Below are 18,104 nucleotides of genomic sequence, written 5' to 3' on the forward strand. Positions count from 1 at the left end.
AATTTTTTATTCATTGATCAGTTTCTGCGCCAGCGCAATGACATGATCTACCTCTTCCGGCGTCAGGCTGCCGTCCTTTGCCCACTGAATTTGCCCGTCTTTATTCAGCACCAGAATGGTTGAACTCTGCTCCGGCAACCGCCAGGCAACGCGTCCCAGTCCATTGCCGTCAATAACGAATTGCGCCCACGGATAGCGGCGTTTATTTTTTTCGATTTTGCCAACGACAAAATAGCCAGTACCAAAGATGGCATCATCGGTGTTCACAATGGTGGTGGGCTGAAAACGATCCTGCGGAAAGTTTGCCGCTTCAACCGCTTTAATTAACAGTGAGTTCTTTTTCTTCGCCGACTTACGCCCGGCGATATACTGAATAATGCGGACTTTTCCCGCCAGCTGTGTGCTGTTCCACTTTTGGTAGTGAATTTCGTCGTCGCTATTCAGAAGCAACTCACCGCCTTCCTGGATATAAACAGGGGTAACCGTTTTGCCAGTGACGAAATTGTGTGCCTGCACACCCGGGGCTAAGAGCATGATAATCAGCGCAATAATCAAACGAGATGACATCATTGCTCCGGTTATAGCGGAAAACGCGAAATCAGCAGCTCTAAGCGCTGGCGAATATCGCTATCCAGCGCCACCGGTGCATCATACGACTGGCGGTTTTCCATATCATCCGCCACCATGTCGTCGTGTTTATCCCCCATCAGGCCATTAATGGCGGCGAGGAAGCGGGAAATCTGTAACGCTTCTTTATTTTCAGGATCAAGCGATCTTAAGGTGTCGTAATAAGAAACCTGCTGGCTGATGATTTTTCGCACATCATGAAATTCCCTGCCGGTTAGTCGCGGTTTGGCAATTATCTCTTTCAGGGTATGCATTTGCTTTTGCCGATAGGCAATAAAACCGCTTACGCTTTCTAACTGGCTATGGCGTAATGAATAGTTCACCAACGACCAGACCGGAGAGCTTAAATAAACCCGTAACAGGTTGCCGTAATACGACACAATATTTTTCTTACCGTTACGAAAGCCGTCCTGAAAACGCCCCAAAAAAACGGTCGTTTTGCCGAATAAAAATCCGGCCTGATGCTTCTTTAAATACAGCCGTTGCGCAAAGCGCAGATGCTTGTAGCGCGCTCGCATGTATTTATACTTTTTGCGCTCGTCTGTCGTCAGTTCATCGCCTTTCGCCTGTTTGCGGATTAAACGCAGTAGCTCCTGACGATTAACACCATCCAGCCAGAATTTCAGGCATAACGCGTAATTATCATGGATGATTTCGGTGGTACAACTTAGTGCGATAGTCGGCGGCAAACTGACCTGTGCATCAACGACATCATCTTCTTCAATCGCAACAAATAGACGCTCGCTAGCCTCAAGCGGGAAATATTTTCTCATCATCAGGATTTCTCTCCGGCTGCGTTATAAAGCAAGGAATGGCGCTGAAAAAATGCCTTTAAGGTTGGAATTAGCGAGAGCACCACATCCAGACATTGCCCAGCGAAGTAAGCAAATGCAGCCCCCAGCACGCCAAACAGATGACAGAACATGAACAGCAATACGATGTAGCCGATTGAGGCGATGGTTTGCGCCACGAGAAAAGCACGCTGTTTTCCCGCCATCAATAGCAATGACTCCTGTGGGAAGCCCAGCATTGAAATCACAATTGCGCCTAGCATCACCTGAATCAGGTCATACGCTTCGAGATACTTAACGCCAAACACCAGCGAAATGAGTGGCTTGCCGACGATCAACACCACGAGCGCCACCAGAATACCGATTCCGCCCGCCAGTAAACCGGACTTCACGCCTAACAACCACGGCCTGGTGGTGCGCGGATCTAAACGCATCACCTCTGGGTAAAAACTTTTACCCAGCAAACCCGCTGGCGTTCCGGCGGCGTCGAAGAATGTCATGGCGATTTTAAATAACCCGGCGGCAGCGGGTCCTAACACGATCCCCACCAACACTGTGCTGCACGAGTTACGCGCCGACCAGATGGAGTGGGCAATGTTGGTTGACCAGACAAAACTCCACGCGCCTTTAATGTGTCGGGCAGACTCAAACAGATTCAATTTGAAGGCGTTATGGATATTTCTGCGGCGTAATTCGCGCGCGGCAAACCACCAGTACATGGTGCCGCCAACCAGATTCGATGCGTACCAGGCAATAACAAAACCCGCAAAACCAAAATCAAAATACCAGGCTACGACGCTCCCCGCTGCGCGCAGAAAAGGTTTCGTCGCCTGCTGTACAGCAATCAAATCGAAGCGATCTACCGCACGCAGAATGCCGGTCGGCGTGGAGGAAGCCATTGAAGGAATGAGCGTGCAATACAGCGCTGCCAGCCAAAAGCTTTGGTCATCCAGACCTAATGAATGGGAAAGAAAAGGGAGTAAGGCAATGCCGCCGACAATCGCCACCGCGCCGCTGACGATATCCAGCGAGAAGGAAAATGAGACGACATTGCGGAATTGCTGCGGATTATTGTTGGTTAATGCTGGTGTTCCGTACTGCACCACCAACTGCCATGTCTGAAACTTAATAAAATCGCTGATCGACTTGGCGTACGATTGCACAATCACCAGTACGCCAAACATGGCGGGCGTCATCCCTTTACCGGCACACGAGAGCGCCAACAGACCTAGCAAGGCGCTCACGACATTACTGGAGCCTAACCAGGCGCTATTGCGAATAATGGTGCGAAACGCGCCATCTGCAAACCAATGTTTGATGTTAAAACCCGCCAATTCAGCCTGACCTTATCGTTGATAGTAAAAAGTATCCCGCCAGCCTTAAGTTAAACTTCGGCGGTCAGAAACGATGGCAACCAGAGAAACCGCCTTCTGTGCCTGTTCCAGCACTTCGCTGTAGGGCGCTCTGGAATCAATCTCAAGAATTTTTGTGCCGTTATAGCCAATCGTCGACATGACGCCGATTTTGTCCTGCAGCTCGGCATAGTCATGGTCAGGCTTGCGGGAGATGGCAGTATCAATATCAATCCCCAAACGAATGATTAATTCAGGACGGTATTGCGCCATTTTTTGGTATAAACGCCGTTCGCGCTGCGCCAGAAACATGCTGATTTTCCCGGTCGCACGTTCGACGCCGATCCCCGGTCCGTCATAATAAAAGCCCGAAATTTCAGCCTGCGGGAAGCGATCGCTGACCACCAGAACGCCACTTTGCGCCAGTCGCTGAACCTTGCGTAGATTCGCCATTCTTCGCAGCGAGAAGCAGTACATAATCACCGCCGCCCATAGCGCTGGAGATTTGGTTTTCATGCTTTGGGTTTTCGAGGATTTGGCCGCCAGTCGCCGTTCGAGCCAGACGCCAACCAACGGCAATCGTTTGATTGTGTCGCCGTCTTCGCCCGAGAGCAGCCCCAGATAGCGCCGCTCGGTTTGCCAGTGTTGTTGCAGCGATTTCACCAGGTCGGTGGTCAGTGTGGATTTACCGGTGCCATCACACCCGACCACCGCAATCAGCCCCGGAATGTAGTTGGGCTGCGGCACGGTTGTACTATTAACAGTTTGTGTTTGTAGTGCATCCATTCGTTAAATCATCCCCTATCCATTTTGGTGATCAGGAAAGCACGGCGTGAATTGCGCGTAGTGACGCTTGCATAATTTCATCGGCTGGTTGCCGACCATCCAGTTCAAGGATCTTTGCGCCATTGAATGTCAGTTGCGGCGTAACGGCGATTTTTTCCTGTAACGCTGCCAGTTGGTGGTCAGGTTTACGCGAAAACGCGGTTTGTTCATCAATGCCAAGACGAATCAACAATACGGGCAAATAAGACGCCATCCATTGGTACAGCTTCAGCTCGCGCTGCCTTAACATTTTTATCCAACCGTTACCGCCCGTGGTTTTTGCCAATTGCGGGCCATCAAAGCGAAAACCCGGCACTTCAACCTGCGGGTAGCGGTCGGTGATGAGCAGATAGCCTTGCTGGCTTTTACACAACATTTTGCGAAACTTATACGCCCGCCAGCAGGAAAGCAGATAGATAACCAGCGCAGTAATATTGCCAGGCGGTGTTGAGGGCTTTTCGTGCACATGTGCCGCTTTACTTCGCAGATAACGCCCAAAAGGTGCGCCAATAACAGGGAGCTGTGAAATCCATTCGCCAATTCGCCCGGACGATTGCCCGAGATAAATGTGTTCTGTTGGCATTCTTGCTGCCAGTTCATTTACCAGGCTTGCCGTGAGGGTCGATTTACCTGAACCATCACATCCTACAATGGCAATAACACGCACTGGCGTGGAATTAATTATTGACATATTACGTTGATTCACGAAAAACCCGGCAGCAAATAATGTATTGAATATTACGTGGTCCGTGCTCAGAATATCCGTTCAACCTTATTGTGACAATGGTTAATTGTGACATTGACCTGAATTACGCTTTCATAAAAACATATTAACCAAATAAATATTTTTAATGGATATTTAAATTAAAGGATATATTCATGCAGTCAATAACACCTCCATTAATTGCCGTTATTGGTAGCGATGGTTCAGGCAAGTCAACGGTGTGTGAACATCTCATTACCGTTGTCGAAAAATATGGTGCTGCCGAAAGAGTTCATTTAGGAAAACAAGCCGGAAATGTCGGTCGTGCAGTGACAAAATTACCGTTGATGGGAAAATCCTTACATAAAACAATTGAACGAAATCAGGTGAAAACAGCAAAAAAATTGCCTGGCCCTGTTCCGGCGCTGGTAATTACAGCGTTTGTCGCCCGTCGCTTACTGCGCTTTCGTCATATGCTTGCCTGTCGTCGTCGCGGGTTAATTGTTCTAACCGACCGTTATCCTCAGGACCAAATTCCTGGCGCTTACGATGGTACAGTGTTCCCACCTAACGTTGAAGGCGGCCGGTTTGTCTCATGGCTGGCAAGCCAGGAACGTAAAGCATTTCACTGGATGGCGAGCCATAAGCCTGATCTGGTCATCAAACTCAATGTTGACCTTGAAGTTGCCTGCGCGCGTAAACCCGACCATAAACGGGAATCGCTGGCGAGGAAGATTGCAATAACGCCACAGTTAACCTTTGGTGGTGCACAACTGGTTGATATCGATGCCAATCAGCCACTGGAAAAGGTGCTGGTTGATGCAGAAAAAGCGATTACGGATTTTATGACCGCGCGTGGTTATCACTAGCCAAAAATGGAAATGCCCGATCGCCAGGACCGGGCATTTTCAGGAAGGTTAAATCAACTGCAATGCTATCCAGTACAACCCACCAGACAGAAAAATCGCCGCTGGTAAAGTAAACACCCACGCCATCAGGATGCTGGTTACCGTTTTACGCTGTAACCCACCGCCGTCCACCACCATCGTCCCTGCTACCGCAGATGAGAGGACGTGTGTTGTGGAAACAGGCATCCCAATATAACTGGCAAGGCCGATAGATACCGCCGCCGTCATCTGCGCCGCCATCCCTTGCGCATACGTCATGCCGCGCTTACCAATCTTCTCACCGATGGTCATCGCTACACGACGCCAGCCAATCATGGTGCCAATGCCGAGCGCCAGTGCTACCGCCATGATGATCCACACCGGAGCGTACTCAATGGTGCTTAACATATCGCTGCGCAATTTTTTCAGCAGGTTCTGATCTTCTTTACTGACACCTGGCAGTTTCGCCAGCTTCGCAGAGGTATCAGAGATGCACAGCATAATGCGGCGCAGCTGGCTGCGCTGACTCACGCTTAACGGCTCGTAGCTTTCCATATTACCTGGCAACATCGTTTTAACGCGCGCAATCGCATCAAAGGTATTTGCCGGATGACAATGAAACTCCGTTACTTGCGTGCCATCAGTCGATGCCGCAGGCAATGGAGGTTCCATCGCAATCAACTTCTGCGGCAGTTCAGGATGCTGTTGCAGATAGTGTTCAAAGTTGGTGACGGCATCGCGAGTACGGGTAATTTCATAGCCGGACGCATTCATATTGACGACGAAACCAGCAGGGGCAATCCCCACCAGTACCAACATCACCAGGCCGATCCCTTTCTGCCCGTCGTTCGCGCCGTGCGAAAACGCCACGCCCGCAGCGGAAACAATCAGCGCAATACGCGTCCAGAATGGTGGCTTACGTTTGCCTTTTTTCTTTTTGCGATCTTCCGGAATGCGGTGAATACGGTCACGCTTTTTCGTCCCGCTCCAGTAGCGGCGCAGCAGGAATATCAGGCCTCCCGCAATGACCAGGCCGACGATAGGGGAAACAATCAGCGAGGAGAAAATTTTGGTCACTTCACGCAGGTTTAACGCATCCATCACCGATGAGCCGGTTAACAGCGCGTTGGTTAAACCGATGCCGATAATCGCACCAATCAAGGTATGCGAACTGGAGGCCGGTAAACCAAAGAACCACGTTCCCAGGTTCCAGATAATCGCCGCCAGCAGCATGGAAAAGACCATCGCCAGGCCGTGAGTTGACCCCATATTCAGCAACAAATCGGTTGGCAACATATGGACAATGGCATAGGCAACGCTAAGTCCGCCTAGCAATACGCCAAAAAAGTTAAAAAATGCCGCCATCACCACGGCAAGCTGTGGCTGCATGGCACGAGTATAAATAACGGTTGCCACCGCATTCGCCGTGTCATGAAAACCATTGATTGCTTCGTAGAACAACACAAATGCCAGAGCAAGTAATAACAAAAGCCCTGTGTATATATCAAGGCCAACAAATAAATTTAGCATATATTAGATTACGCCATTTTGAATTTACGAACGGACGCATTATCAGTGACTTTAACGGCGTGGGCAAAGTGAAATATCATTTTTTAACGATAAAAAGAGTGTTATTTCTTGTGTATCAGATAATAAGCATTCATTCAAAACCTTTAGAAATAATCAAAACACAGGTATTCCACTGGTTAATACATTCACATATGAAATGAATAAATATTGGAATATATAAATATTGAATATTTTGATTAATCCCTGCACTGATTATTCTTCATAATCAGTGCGGGGTTGCTACAACATGTATTACTCTTTCACCACAATTAACGGTTCAATATCACTCTCTTTTTTAATGACCAGTGATTCATCACCGCGCAAACACGTCCCACCGTAGTTGCCGCCAACGGTGAAGGTACATACCTGAATGTATTTACCGTCCACTTTCGGCAAACACCACAGTTGCTGATAGATGTTTTTCTGCTCGGCAAATTTACCGCTGGTTTTGTCCAGCACCTCTTCATGATGGCTGACGAGGTCGATGTTACTGCCACAGCGACCGGCGATCGGTTTCACTGCGTAACCTGTTTTTACCAGTTCATCATTAACAGTGAAATCGGTATCCAGCAGGTAACGATGGTGCGGGAACAGCGACCAGAGGATCGGCAGAATCGCTTTGTTGCCGGGGATCACTGTCCACAGAGGTTCAAAGACCAGCACTTCCGGGCGCAGCAATACGTCGATAAGACGCACTTCATTTTGCGGATGACCGGTACGGATCGGCACCGCAGCAAACTCACGGTCGCTAACTTCACGAATCTGATCAAACGCGGTTTCCCACGCCCAGGTTTTCCACACGCAGTTAACCAGTCGCCCTTCCCCATCAATCAGTTGCCCGGCAGCATCCCAGCCCAGTTCATCCAGCCCGCGCAAGATACGCGTTTCAAAGCCCGCCTGGTGCAGCGCCTGCTCCATAAACTGCGCGTGATAGTTTTCCTCGATATCTTTGTCCTGCATGATATGGACAAACGGACGTGCACGACTGTGTTTCCAGGCACCAGCCAGTTCGTTAATCAGCCCTTCCGCCGGATTGAAGCCGTTGCCTTTATAGCCATGCTCCGCCCAACGTTCGAGGATCAAGCCAGCTTCGGTATGACAGGAGGCGGAGTCGGCGTTGTATTCGTAAACCTTCAGACCACGCTCATCCATGCAGAAATCCATACGACCGGTGATCATATGGTGACGGCGACGCTGCCAGGAGAGACGCAAACGTGGCCAGAGGATTTTCGGAATGTCGAACAGCGCCAGCAGGTTGTCATCTTTCAGCACCTTGTCGGTTGCGTGAAGATACATCAGGTGCAGCTCGTTGGTGGCTTTAATCAGCTCCTGCTCGGCGCTCTCGGTAATGGTGTAGTAATGATACGGATCCTGATTGATCACCTGACCGTTGGCCTGCACATAGGCGTTTTGCAGCGGATCTTTTTCATCCAGCCATTTACCGTCAAACTGGCCTTTGTTTTCCAGACGCGCTCCGCTGATTTTCAGCAGCTCGCCTGCAATTTCCGGCTGCGGTAAGCTGTATTCAGTATCTTCCGTCTGGATCATCCAGCCCAGAATGGTGGTGTCATCAAAAGTGTCTTTAAGGGTATAGCAGCCGTTTTCGACCACCATCTCCAGTTCGCGCGTCCACTGTTGCCCTTGCGGCAACGGGGAATGAATCACGTTCTGTTCCGCAATACGGACTTTGTTGCCATGTAATTGGGTAATGATGGCGACATGGCCAGTGTCTTTAAATTCACCGCCTTTATCCCAGATAAGAAGCGCACCCGCGACCGGTGCACGCGGCGAGCCATTAGGAAATGCCTGCAATGGCAGGATGTTGTCATTAACCACTTCACGCAGGAAGCGCAGCGAGAAAATCTCCCACGCCATACCCACGTCAGTAAAGACCACACCGTAATTCAGAAAGAGAAAACGGCGAGCAAATTCAACGCATTGCCATTTGTGGCCCATATATTCGTCGTCGATATAGCTACGGAATACGGCGTCATCTTCGTATTCCTGCGGATCGAGAGAACTGTAATCTGAAGAGTAGATTGCTACCCCACCTGGGGCGTAGCCCAATAATGTCCCGAACGGGGCATCCTGGCTGGTCGTTCCTTTGCTCATCACTTTACCTTTAACAATACAACCTAAGCAGTTGGCGTAATTGTTGTGCTCTGATTACCTGCTCAGCGACATTAACCGGACAGAGGTCAGACTAATCATACACCTCATCGCAGCGGCTGGCGCAAAGGGTTAAAAAATTCACATTCTGTACAGCAAGTGACCTGCTACACTGCTTCAACACTACCACTGAGAAGGCAACTCACTATGACAGACAATACTTATCAGCCCGCGAAAGTCTGGACGTGGGATAAATCCGCTGGCGGCGCGTTCGCCAATATCAATCGCCCGGTTTCTGGTCCGACGCATGAAAAAACGCTGCCGGTGGGCAAACATCCGCTGCAACTCTATTCGCTGGGAACGCCGAACGGTCAGAAAGTAACGATTATGCTTGAGGAGCTGCTGGAGCTGGGCGTTACTGGCGCAGAGTACGATGCCTGGCTGATACGCATAGGCGATGGCGATCAATTCTCCAGCGGCTTTGTCGAAGTGAACCCGAATTCGAAGATTCCGGCATTGCGCGATCATACTCATAATCCACCGATCCGCGTGTTTGAGTCTGGATCGATTCTGCTTTATCTGGCGGAGAAATTTGGCTACTTCCTGCCGCAGGATCTGGCAAAGCGTACTGAAACGATGAACTGGCTGTTCTGGCTACAGGGGGCTGCACCGTTCCTCGGCGGTGGTTTTGGTCACTTTTACCATTACGCGCCGGTGAAAATTGAGTACGCCATCAATCGCTTTACCATGGAAGCCAAGCGCCTGCTCGACGTGCTGGATAAGCAACTGGCGCAGCATAAGTTTGTTGCAGGCGATGAGTACACCATTGCGGATATGGCGATTTGGCCGTGGTTTGGCAACGTGGTGTTAGGCGGCGTGTATGATGCCGCAGAGTTTCTGGATGCGGGAAGTTATAAACACGTACAACGCTGGGCGAAAGAATTGGGCGAACGTCCGGCAGTGAAGCGTGGGCGTATTGTTAACCGCATCAACGGACCGCTGAACGAGCAGTTGCATGAACGCCATGACGCCAGTGATTTCGAGACGAATACGGAAGATAAGCGTCAGGGGTAAGTCGCAACATTGGCAGGCTTATCGCTATGTAGCCGGATAAAGCATTTACGCCGCATCCGGCTTTAATCATCACGCGCTGGTAATGTCGTAATCCATTTGGCGCAGTGCGTCTAATGTGGCTTTGGCTTCATCTTCGTCGATGATACTCATGGCAAATCCGACGTGTACCAGTACCCACTGGCCCAGCAGATCGGCAGGGTTACCTTCACAAATCAGGGCGATATTCACGTCGCGCTTGATACCACATACTTCAACCTGCGCAAGCTGGTGAATATCTTCACCGACAGCCAGCACCTGGCCTGGAACGCCAATACACATTGTTAACTCCGGTTATTCAACTTCAATACTTTTGACGATCAGCGAATCGCCGGTATCGACACGCAACCGCTCGCCATGACAGATCGGACACTGCGCATCGTGCTGATGAATCTCCACCACCTGGCTGCAATCCCAGCACCAGGCCTGGGCGGGTTTATAGACGATATGTAAATCGCACCCTTGCGCCACCGTTCCGTGGCAGACAATTTCAAAACTAAAACGGACGGCGCTCTCCTCAACGCAGGAGAGCGCGCCAATTTCCAGCCACACGGCGGTGACGCGCTTAACATCGTGCTGCTCCGCCTGCCGTTGGATAATTTCAACGGCGCTCTGGCAAAGCGACAACTCATGCATTTTCGCCACTCCTGCGGCCAAACAGCAGGGCGCGACGCCCTGCGTGTGGTACATCCGGATTCGTGACTGGCAGCGAAAGGATCATTCGTGCGCAGTCATCCGTCAGGCGTTGGCCCTCTTCAATCGACATGCTGTGCGAAAGCGGTGACATCAGCGAACAGGAGAGATATTGAGAAACACCGTCCAGTTCGCCAACGGTAAAGGTCATAGTGCCATACGGCAGTTGCAGACCAATTTTTTCACTCACTTTGCGCAGCGGCCAGAGTTGATCCGGGCCGGGGAAGATAACTGCACTCAGCATCCACGGGGTGATCACACACCCCGTCCACTGACCTTCGAACAGCGTAAAGTCAGAAACATACACCGGCATTGAAGGATGCAGAAAAGAGAGAGCATGCATCGAACGCCGGGCAATTTCTTCAAAAGCTGCCTGTACTTGCGCCTTCGGGGAGGTCTGGAAACCTGCTATCTCTTCAGTCATGAGTCGCCTCCCGTGGGATGGCTTCCACGCCTGATTCGCGCAGCGCAGCCAGAACCTGCTCAAGCGCAGGTTCAATCATCGCTTCGACCGTCGGCGTTAAGCCGATGTGTGGCTCCAGCGATTCCGGGATCACGCCGACCAGCGTCAGCTTTTTCGGAAACTCACCGGTGAAGTGCAGGGCCGACAATACGTCGGCCAAGCCAAGCTGATGCGGAGAGATTTTGTTGGTAAACAACGCCGGAACTTCTTCATCCCGCAGGATCATCATCGTTCCCGGCGCGTTCTTTTTCGACACAATGGCATCCGCAATAATCAGATGATCGCGATTTGCCATGTCGCCAAGCAGCTCCATTCCCGCCGTGCCGCCATCGAGGATCTCAACATAATCCGGCAGAATGTATCGTTGCTCTAACGCTTCGACAATCCGCACACCGATGGCTTCATCGGTCAGCAAAATATTGCCAACCCCTAAGACTAAAATACGCATTACAGAACCTTCACTGAAACCACTTCGTTGCCGTCGGCATCCACTACGTGTACCGCACAGGCCATGCACGGGTCGAAGGAGTGAATGGTACGCACCACTTCCAGCGGTTTATTCGGATCAGCAACCGGTGTACCCACCAGCGACTGCTCGTAAGGACCGACGTCATCATTGAAGTTACGCGGGCCAGAGTTCCAGGTTGATGGAACAACTGCCTGGTAGTTGCTGATGATACCGTCTTTGATCACCATCCAGTGAGAGAGCATACCGCGCGGCGCTTCGAGGAAGCCAACACCTTTGAACTCACCCGTTGCCGGAATGTTCGGTTTCACGAAGGTGGTGTGATCGCCTTTGCCGATATTGGTGATCAGTGCACTGTATTGATTTTGCAGGATATCCTGCAATTCGCAGCAGTGAACGGTACGACCAATAATACGGCCCAACGTGGAGTGCAGCTGTGCCACTTCCAGCGTATTGCCAGTCAGTTTCTGATAAATCGCAACGATTTCATTCAGTTTGTTCTGGGTAGACTCGCGTCCTGCCGCCAGTTTCACCAGCATGTTAGCCAGCGGACCCACTTCTACCGTTTTGCCGTAGAAAGTCGGTGATTTCACCCAGGAATATTTACCGTCGTCAGACCAACCATCATAAGCCGGAATGGTGGTACCTTCCCACGGTGCCTGCGGCGCTTCGTCTTTATACCAGGAGTGCTTCGCGCTCTCCTGAATGCCTTTAATCAGGTATTCATCGGAGTGGGAAGTGATCGGGCGATACGAGGACAGATCCGCATTCTCAATGTAGCCGCCCGGGAACAGGAAGCTGCCGTTTTTGCTGTCGGTCGGGAATTCCGGCACGCTCAGGTAGTTCACCGCACCTTTACCACGCGTCAGCCATTCCGGGTAGAACGCGGCGATAACCGCGGTATCAACCTTGTAAACCTGCTCAACAAAGTCACTCAGCTTGTCGATGAAGGACTTGATGTACATCAGGCGCTCAAGGTTCAGCACGCCCAGACCGTCGAGGTTGATTGGGTTCGCGACCCCACCTACCGCCAGGTTCTGAATATGCGGCGTTTTACCGCCCAGCAGCGCCACAACGCGGTTAGCGTCACGCTGGCACTCCAGCGCCTGCAGGTAGTGCGCTACAGCAATCAGGTTCACTTCCGGCGGCAGTTTCATTGCCGGGTGACCCCAGTAGCCATTGGCGAAAATGCCCAACTGACCGCTGGCAACCAGATCTTTGATCTTGTTCTGAACTTTGGTGAACTCTTCCGGGCTGTTCAGATGCCAGGTCGAAACACCTTTCAGCATTTCGGAGGCTTTGGTTGGATCAGCTTGCAGTGCAGAAGTGATGTCCACCCAGTCCAGCGCCGAAAGCTGATAGAAATGAACAATATGGTCATGCGTGGTGTGCGCAGCCAGAATGATGTTACGGATGTATTGCGCGTTAACCGGAACGTCGATATTCAGCGCACTTTCTGCCGCACGAACGGAAGACAGCGCGTGAGTGGTTGTACATACGCCACAGATACGTTGCACAATCATCCATGCATCGCGCGGATCGCGGTTTTTCACGATCTCTTCCATGCCGCGCCACATGGTACCGGAAGCCCATGCTTTCGAAACGACGCCATTTTCGATTTCGCAATCGATGCGTAAATGCCCCTCAATACGGGTTACCGGATCAATAGTAATTCTCTGGCTCATGCTTTGCTCGCCTCATGACGATTATGATCGTTTTGTTTTAAAGGAGGAAGTATCGGCAGTAGACGAATGAGTACGATGTAAGCGCAAATCTCAATAGCCACAAAACCAATAGAAATCAACAGTTCTTCCCAGGTCGGGAAGTAGGCGTAACCGCCGCCCGGGTTGAATGCCACCAGCGAATAGGTCAGACGCCAGGTTGCACAACCTAACAGCGCGCTCAGTGCTGACAGGAACAGCATGCGGGAATCATTACGCAGCTTCGCCACACGCAGAACGACCAGCGGGAAGAGCATCAGCAGGACTTCAATCCAGAACATCACGGAATAGAAGTCACCGGCAAACGCTAACGACAGCTTGTCGCGATAGATAAGCTCGCCAAAGCGCAGCACGATGAAAATCGCCAGCAACACACTGATGGTGTTGGTCAGCTTGACGAACAGGCTCTTTTCATCTGGACCGTTGCCACGCAGACCCGCCTGCACCAGCGAACCTTCAAAGATGACAATCGAGAAGCCCATGATGAACGCCGTCAGCAGCGAGAACAGCGGCAACATTTCATAGCTCTGCCACAACGGATGCACCTTGTAGCCCGCCGAGATCATCAGCGACCCCATTGAAGACTGGTGCATGGTCGGCAACAGCGCGCCAAGTGCAATGATGAAGAACATCACCTTGTTCAGACGCTTGAGAGAAACCTTCCAGCCCAGACGTTCAAACAGTGCCGGAGCAAACTCCAGTGCCATCACACCGATGTAGATGGTCATACAGACCGCCGTCTCGAACAGTACCGAGTTCACGTTGAAGTGACCCGGAATGTAGAAGTACGGCAGGTTCCAGTAGCGACCCACGTCGATAGTGATCGACAAGCCACCCAGTGAGTAACCAAACAGACTCGCCAACAGTGCCGGACGCACCAGCGGATGGTATTGCCCACGGTTAAAGACGTATACCGCCCACGCCAGCGCCCAGCCGCCACAGGCAAAGCCGGTGCCAATCAGCAGGTCAAACGCGATCCACACGCCCCACGGGAAGCCGCCGTTCAGGTCAGAGACAGAGCCCAGACCGAACACCAGACGCTTCACAATCAGGAGCATACAGATGACGATTAACGGTCCAAAAATCATGACCGGTTTACTGATGATTTTGCCGCCCAGCGGTTGTGGATCATGACTCATGATCGTCTCCTCCGTCGTGATGGTCGTTTTTGGTGTTGCGACGAACCAGCACGGTTAAGCCCGCCAGCACAGCCAGTGGTAGCATCATGCCTTTATACAGGGTGTGTTGAATATTTTCGGAACGCGCACCGGTAGAAAGATCGTCCAGTTTCGGCAGGTCGAGATTTTCATAAGGCACACCCGTCAGTACCAGAACCTGAGTACCGCCGCCCTCTTTCTCGCCGTACAGATGCGGATAATATTTCGGCACCGTATGCAGATAAGTGTCGCCAGATTTCAGCGTCTGACGCGGATAGTGGTATTCGCTGCCTGGCTTCAGCGCCAGACGTTTTTTCGCCTCAGCCATCAGCTCTTCACGCGTACCAAAAATCACCGCGCCCGCCGGGCACACTTCTACGCAGCCAGGCAGACCGCCTTTATCAAGACGTTCCACACCTTTCTGGTTGCACAGTTCACACTTATGCAGCGCACCAAATGGGTTGTTGTAGTCGTACTTCGGCACGTTGTATGGGCAGGCGACCATGCAGTAACGGCAGCCAGTGCACACATCTTTGTCGTAATGGACAATGCCGGTTTTCGGATCTTTTTTCAGCGCAGAGACCGGGCACACAGAGACACAATTCGGATCGACGCAGTGCATACACTGTTTCTTAATGTACGCGTAGCCGTTCTCCTCCTGGTCTTTGTTGACCCCCGAGCCGCTGGTCCACACCTGAATGATGTTATTGGTGTACGGCGACAGTTTGTCGTTGTTCGACCAGGTCTGTTCCCCTTGTGGGTTACGTTCAGGGAAGTTGATATCCTGACACTTGGTGACGCAAGCCTGGCAGCCTACGCACAAAGTCGAGTCGTACAACATCCCCAGCGATCCCGGAATTGGCGGGCGGTTTTCGGCAGCCGCATGGCTAACAGACGGCAGTGCGCCCGTCAGCAATGCCCCGCAGGAGGCTGCTTTAATAAAATTACGTCTGTTCACGGTTATTCTCCCCGTGAGTCAGCGTTATCTTTCTTTTGCTGACGACCCAGTTCACGCACCGCCATCACGCTGACACCGGCAACCAGCCCAACCACACCGCCGAGCAAACCAATAGCGCCCGCAGAGACGTTGCCGCCTTCTTTAGCGTTAACATCCGGTTTCTGTGAACGCGGAGTCTGGTTTTCGACGTTGGCAAGCTGATGGATGCCTTTATGGAAGCCGATACCTTCTTCGTTACAGCCATAGCACGGGTGACCAATCGCCACCGGCCACACACCGCCAACGTCACAGAATTGCAGCGTTGAGCAGTTGCCGTAAGTTTCTGGCCCTTTACAGCCGAGGTGGTACAGGCACCAGCCTTCGCGGTGGCCTTCATCACCGAACTCTTTGGCAAAACGACCAGCATCGAAGTGCGGGCGACGTTCGCAGTGTTCATGAATCAGACGACCGTAGGCGAAAGTCGGACGGTTTTTATCATCCAGCTTCGGTGGTTTGCCGTAAGTGATGATGTGCGCAACGGTCGCGAGGAAGTTGTGCGGGTTCGGCGGGCAGCCCGGAATATTGATAACGGTTTTGCCTGGCAGAACTTCTTGCAGGCTGACTGCGCCAGTTGGGTTAACTCCAGCTGCGGCAACACCGCCCCACGCAGAGCAGGAACCGATAGCGATAATGGCTGCTGCGCCTTCCGCCGCTTTGCGGATGTGATCCACAATCGGCTCACCGGCAACCATGCAATAAATACCATTATCTTTTAATGGGATGGAACCATCCACCACTAACACATACTGCCCTTTGTACTTCTCGAGAGCGTTATGTTTGTTCTCTTCGACCTGATGACCGAAGGCGGCGGAAAGCACTTCGTGATACTCCAGAGAGATAGTCTCCAGCACGAGATTTTCTACCGTTGGATGCGTTGCACGAAGCAGAGATTCCGTACAACCGGTACACTCCTGCGCGCCAATCCAGATAACTGGCGGACGCTGCGGGTTAGTAACCGATTCGGCCATCTCTGCAGCGGCTTTGCTACTTAACCCCATGGTGGCGGCTAATGCTGCACAAAGCTTCATGAAATCACGACGGTTAATGCCGTGAGAATGGATGAGGGTGTTATCTCCAGTCATTTATAGTTATTCCGTTGCGAAGACCTGGCATATATTTTGCCTCAATCGCAAAATCAATAATGCGATCGATGCGCCATTTACCACACATTTATTATGGTTATCGATATCATGATACTGCGGCGGGGCGCTAAAACGAAGGGAAGAAGCATTAGTGTAATTAATTAAAGCAAGATAATACGTATGTTTGATCAATTTTCGAGGCGATAACCGGCCATAAAAAAGCGCAACGTAGAACAGGAATTATTCTCACGAAAGAAATCCATTACCATCTCTTTATCCAGTCCATAGCGGCGCGTCAGAATACCCGCTTCCCAGGCGCTAAGCTGGCGATCTCCGGTCTTTTCGTACATCCGGTGTGAGTAGCCTAATACAAAACCGCGTTTATAATCGGCACAGTATTTTGTCACATTAACCGCACTGTCGGCATGCGTTGCTTTTAATCCCGCCATTAAGCCTTTACCAAAATGGTTATTCATCGTTCACCTCATTCGCTATATATTGTCATATATAGCGATATTTTAGGCAAAGAACGACTTTTGCGCACGCTATTTTTTCATGCTTGTTTAAGACGTAATCCCGTAAGAGATAAACCTATCAGGAGAGATATTTATCGAACCATTTCAGCGTCCTTTGCCAGGCAAGATCGGCGGCAGATTTGTCATAACGGGGCGTGGAATCATTATGGAATCCGTGATTAACCCCCGGATAGATATACGCCTCATAGACCTTATTATTGGCTTTCAACGCCGCCTCGTAAGCAGGCCATCCCTCGTTGATTCGGGTGTCCAGTTCCGCGTAGTGGAGTAGTAAAGGCGCTTCAATCTTCGCCACATCGGCGGTGGGTGCCTGTCGACCATAAAACGGCACCGCGCAGGCCAGTTCCGGATACGCGACAGCCGCCGCGTTCGATACGCCACCGCCATAGCAAAATCCGGTAATACCCACTTTGCCTGTCGCTTGCGGATAGCGTTGCATAAACTCAATTGCGGCAAAGAAATCATTCATCAGTTTGGTTGGATCAACCTGCTGTTGCAGCTCACGACCTTTATCATCATTACCCGGATAACCTCCAACGGAACTTAAGCCGTCAGGTGCCAGGGCGATATACCCCGCCTTCGCTACTCGCCGTGCCACATCTTCGATATACGGATTCAGTCCACGATTCTCATGCACCACCACCACGGCTGGTGTTTTGCCGCTCATCTTCGCGGGCTTCACCAGATAACCACGTACGTCACCGTGACCATTTGGCGAAGGATACGTAATGTACTCAGCAACAATTTCCGGGTCGGTAAACTCCACCTGGGTCGCCCATGCGTAATTTGGCCTGAGCAAATCAAACAATGCTAATGCCGTCATCCCACCCACCGCATACTTCGCTGCCATATTGAGGAACTCACGTTTCGAAATTTTCCCGTGAGCGTAATAGTCGTAGTAATCCAGCAACTCTTGTGGGAAATCTTTGGCGGTTAAACGCGGCATCGTTGCACTCCTCAGCTGGTGTTTTTTTAATCAAAGCATAAGCGCGTGTTTTTGCCCAGTTTTTCGTCAC

Annotated in this window: 19 protein-coding genes; 2 read left to right on the forward strand and 17 right to left on the reverse strand. The window is 51.2% G+C overall.

What is annotated here, in order from left to right:
• Positions 1-6 precede the first annotated feature (6 nt).
• From ACJHXB_RS02055 to ACJHXB_RS02075, 5 genes are read right to left on the reverse strand one after another with little or no spacing between them, the layout of a single operon-like run.
• Positions 7-567 (reverse strand): YtfJ family protein, encoded by a 561-nt coding sequence (locus ACJHXB_RS02055; RefSeq protein ID WP_001301067.1) that lies wholly within the window; start codon positions 565-567, stop codon positions 7-9.
• Between the two features lie 11 nt (positions 568-578).
• A complete protein-coding gene (locus tag ACJHXB_RS02060) occupies positions 579-1,403 on the reverse strand; it encodes a hypothetical protein (protein WP_000984965.1) in 825 nt (274 codons plus the stop codon).
• Positions 1,403-2,752 (reverse strand): lipopolysaccharide biosynthesis protein, encoded by a 1,350-nt coding sequence (locus ACJHXB_RS02065; protein WP_000896873.1) that lies wholly within the window; start codon positions 2,750-2,752, stop codon positions 1,403-1,405. The genes ACJHXB_RS02060 and ACJHXB_RS02065 overlap by 1 nt, the downstream gene beginning before the upstream one ends.
• 45 nt (positions 2,753-2,797) lie before the next feature.
• Positions 2,798-3,556, reverse strand: a complete 759-nt coding sequence (locus tag ACJHXB_RS02070) for a hypothetical protein (RefSeq protein ID WP_000339549.1) — start codon at positions 3,554-3,556, stop codon at positions 2,798-2,800.
• Between the two features lie 31 nt (positions 3,557-3,587).
• Positions 3,588-4,301, reverse strand: a complete 714-nt coding sequence (locus ACJHXB_RS02075; RefSeq protein WP_001076251.1) for a dTMP kinase — start codon at positions 4,299-4,301, stop codon at positions 3,588-3,590.
• Between the two features lie 173 nt (positions 4,302-4,474).
• Between ACJHXB_RS02075 and ACJHXB_RS02080 the strand changes: the two genes are divergently transcribed.
• Complete coding sequence (locus ACJHXB_RS02080; protein WP_001190777.1) at positions 4,475-5,167, forward strand: dTMP kinase; 693 nt, start codon at positions 4,475-4,477, stop codon at positions 5,165-5,167.
• A gap of 48 nt (positions 5,168-5,215) precedes the next feature.
• Here ACJHXB_RS02080 and pitB read toward each other — a convergent pair whose 3' ends face one another.
• Both pitB and gss read right to left on the reverse strand, forming a co-directional pair.
• A complete protein-coding gene (gene pitB, locus ACJHXB_RS02085; protein WP_000933296.1) occupies positions 5,216-6,715 on the reverse strand; it encodes an inorganic phosphate transporter PitB in 1,500 nt (499 codons plus the stop codon).
• 291 nt (positions 6,716-7,006) lie between these two features.
• Positions 7,007-8,866 (reverse strand): bifunctional glutathionylspermidine amidase/synthase, encoded by a 1,860-nt coding sequence (gene gss / locus ACJHXB_RS02090; protein WP_001376042.1) that lies wholly within the window; start codon positions 8,864-8,866, stop codon positions 7,007-7,009.
• A 204-nt stretch (positions 8,867-9,070) separates the two neighbouring features.
• On the opposite strand from gss, the gene yghU reads away from it, so the two are divergent.
• Positions 9,071-9,937: a glutathione-dependent disulfide-bond oxidoreductase gene (gene yghU / locus ACJHXB_RS02095; RefSeq protein WP_001376043.1), complete on the forward strand. Its 867-nt coding sequence runs from the start codon at positions 9,071-9,073 to the stop codon at positions 9,935-9,937.
• A 69-nt stretch (positions 9,938-10,006) separates the two neighbouring features.
• On the opposite strand, the gene hybG is transcribed toward yghU, so the two are convergent.
• The 10 genes from hybG to yghX form a co-directional block, all read right to left on the reverse strand.
• Positions 10,007-10,255, reverse strand: a complete 249-nt coding sequence (gene hybG / locus ACJHXB_RS02100) for a hydrogenase maturation factor HybG (protein ID WP_000334896.1) — start codon at positions 10,253-10,255, stop codon at positions 10,007-10,009.
• 12 nt (positions 10,256-10,267) lie between these two features.
• Positions 10,268-10,609, reverse strand: a complete 342-nt coding sequence (gene hypA, locus ACJHXB_RS02105) for a hydrogenase maturation nickel metallochaperone HypA (RefSeq protein WP_000544952.1) — start codon at positions 10,607-10,609, stop codon at positions 10,268-10,270.
• The gene (hybE, locus tag ACJHXB_RS02110) at positions 10,602-11,090 is read right to left on the reverse strand and encodes a hydrogenase-2 assembly chaperone (RefSeq protein ID WP_000134002.1); all 489 of its coding nucleotides are present in this window, start codon (positions 11,088-11,090) and stop codon (positions 10,602-10,604) included. The genes hypA and hybE overlap by 8 nt, the downstream gene beginning before the upstream one ends.
• A complete protein-coding gene (locus ACJHXB_RS02115; RefSeq protein ID WP_001221936.1) occupies positions 11,083-11,577 on the reverse strand; it encodes a HyaD/HybD family hydrogenase maturation endopeptidase in 495 nt (164 codons plus the stop codon). Before ACJHXB_RS02115 ends, hybE begins: the two co-directional genes overlap by 8 nt.
• Positions 11,577-13,280 (reverse strand): hydrogenase 2 large subunit, encoded by a 1,704-nt coding sequence (hybC, locus tag ACJHXB_RS02120; protein ID WP_000083065.1) that lies wholly within the window; start codon positions 13,278-13,280, stop codon positions 11,577-11,579. The genes ACJHXB_RS02115 and hybC overlap by 1 nt, the downstream gene beginning before the upstream one ends.
• Positions 13,277-14,455, reverse strand: coding sequence for a Ni/Fe-hydrogenase cytochrome b subunit (hybB, locus tag ACJHXB_RS02125; RefSeq protein WP_000017694.1), 1,179 nt, complete (start codon positions 14,453-14,455; stop codon positions 13,277-13,279). The genes hybC and hybB overlap by 4 nt, the downstream gene beginning before the upstream one ends.
• Positions 14,445-15,431 (reverse strand): hydrogenase 2 operon protein HybA, encoded by a 987-nt coding sequence (gene hybA / locus ACJHXB_RS02130; RefSeq protein ID WP_001081860.1) that lies wholly within the window; start codon positions 15,429-15,431, stop codon positions 14,445-14,447. Before hybA ends, hybB begins: the two co-directional genes overlap by 11 nt.
• 2 nt (positions 15,432-15,433) lie before the next feature.
• The gene (gene hybO / locus ACJHXB_RS02135; protein ID WP_000145410.1) at positions 15,434-16,552 is read right to left on the reverse strand and encodes a hydrogenase 2 small subunit; all 1,119 of its coding nucleotides are present in this window, start codon (positions 16,550-16,552) and stop codon (positions 15,434-15,436) included.
• Between the two features lie 188 nt (positions 16,553-16,740).
• Complete coding sequence (yghW, locus tag ACJHXB_RS02140) at positions 16,741-17,028, reverse strand: DUF2623 family protein YghW (protein WP_001059139.1); 288 nt, start codon at positions 17,026-17,028, stop codon at positions 16,741-16,743.
• A 118-nt stretch (positions 17,029-17,146) separates the two neighbouring features.
• Positions 17,147-18,034 carry a YghX family hydrolase gene (gene yghX / locus ACJHXB_RS02145; RefSeq protein ID WP_001137771.1) on the reverse strand — a complete coding sequence of 296 codons (888 nt, stop codon included), beginning with the start codon at positions 18,032-18,034 and terminating at the stop codon, positions 17,147-17,149.
• Between the last annotated feature and the right edge of the window lie 70 nt (positions 18,035-18,104).

Source organism: Escherichia sp. WS3227_2, from assembly GCF_046486495.1.
In the GTDB taxonomy this organism is placed as follows: domain Bacteria; phylum Pseudomonadota; class Gammaproteobacteria; order Enterobacterales; family Enterobacteriaceae; genus Escherichia; species Escherichia coli.

Excerpts from the sequence above, each read along its gene's own strand:
- ACJHXB_RS02055 (WP_001301067.1), bottom strand. The coding sequence starts at position 567 with ATGTCATCTCGTTTGATTATTGCGCTGATTATCATGCTCTTAGCCCCG.
- ACJHXB_RS02060 (WP_000984965.1), bottom strand. The coding sequence starts at position 1,403 with ATGATGAGAAAATATTTCCCGCTTGAGGCTAGCGAGCGTCTATTTGTT.
- ACJHXB_RS02070 (WP_000339549.1), bottom strand. The coding sequence starts at position 3,556 with ATGGATGCACTACAAACACAAACTGTTAATAGTACAACCGTGCCGCAG.
- ACJHXB_RS02080 (WP_001190777.1), top strand. The coding sequence starts at position 4,475 with ATGCAGTCAATAACACCTCCATTAATTGCCGTTATTGGTAGCGATGGT.
- pitB (WP_000933296.1), bottom strand. The coding sequence starts at position 6,715 with ATGCTAAATTTATTTGTTGGCCTTGATATATACACAGGGCTTTTGTTA.
- gss (WP_001376042.1), bottom strand. The coding sequence starts at position 8,866 with ATGAGCAAAGGAACGACCAGCCAGGATGCCCCGTTCGGGACATTATTG.
- yghU (WP_001376043.1), top strand. The coding sequence starts at position 9,071 with ATGACAGACAATACTTATCAGCCCGCGAAAGTCTGGACGTGGGATAAA.
- hybG (WP_000334896.1), bottom strand. The coding sequence starts at position 10,255 with ATGTGTATTGGCGTTCCAGGCCAGGTGCTGGCTGTCGGTGAAGATATT.
- hypA (WP_000544952.1), bottom strand. The coding sequence starts at position 10,609 with ATGCATGAGTTGTCGCTTTGCCAGAGCGCCGTTGAAATTATCCAACGG.
- hybE (WP_000134002.1), bottom strand. The coding sequence starts at position 11,090 with ATGACTGAAGAGATAGCAGGTTTCCAGACCTCCCCGAAGGCGCAAGTA.
- ACJHXB_RS02115 (WP_001221936.1), bottom strand. The coding sequence starts at position 11,577 with ATGCGTATTTTAGTCTTAGGGGTTGGCAATATTTTGCTGACCGATGAA.
- hybC (WP_000083065.1), bottom strand. The coding sequence starts at position 13,280 with ATGAGCCAGAGAATTACTATTGATCCGGTAACCCGTATTGAGGGGCAT.
- hybB (WP_000017694.1), bottom strand. The coding sequence starts at position 14,455 with ATGAGTCATGATCCACAACCGCTGGGCGGCAAAATCATCAGTAAACCG.
- hybO (WP_000145410.1), bottom strand. The coding sequence starts at position 16,552 with ATGACTGGAGATAACACCCTCATCCATTCTCACGGCATTAACCGTCGT.
- yghW (WP_001059139.1), bottom strand. The coding sequence starts at position 17,028 with ATGAATAACCATTTTGGTAAAGGCTTAATGGCGGGATTAAAAGCAACG.
- yghX (WP_001137771.1), bottom strand. The coding sequence starts at position 18,034 with ATGCCGCGTTTAACCGCCAAAGATTTCCCACAAGAGTTGCTGGATTAC.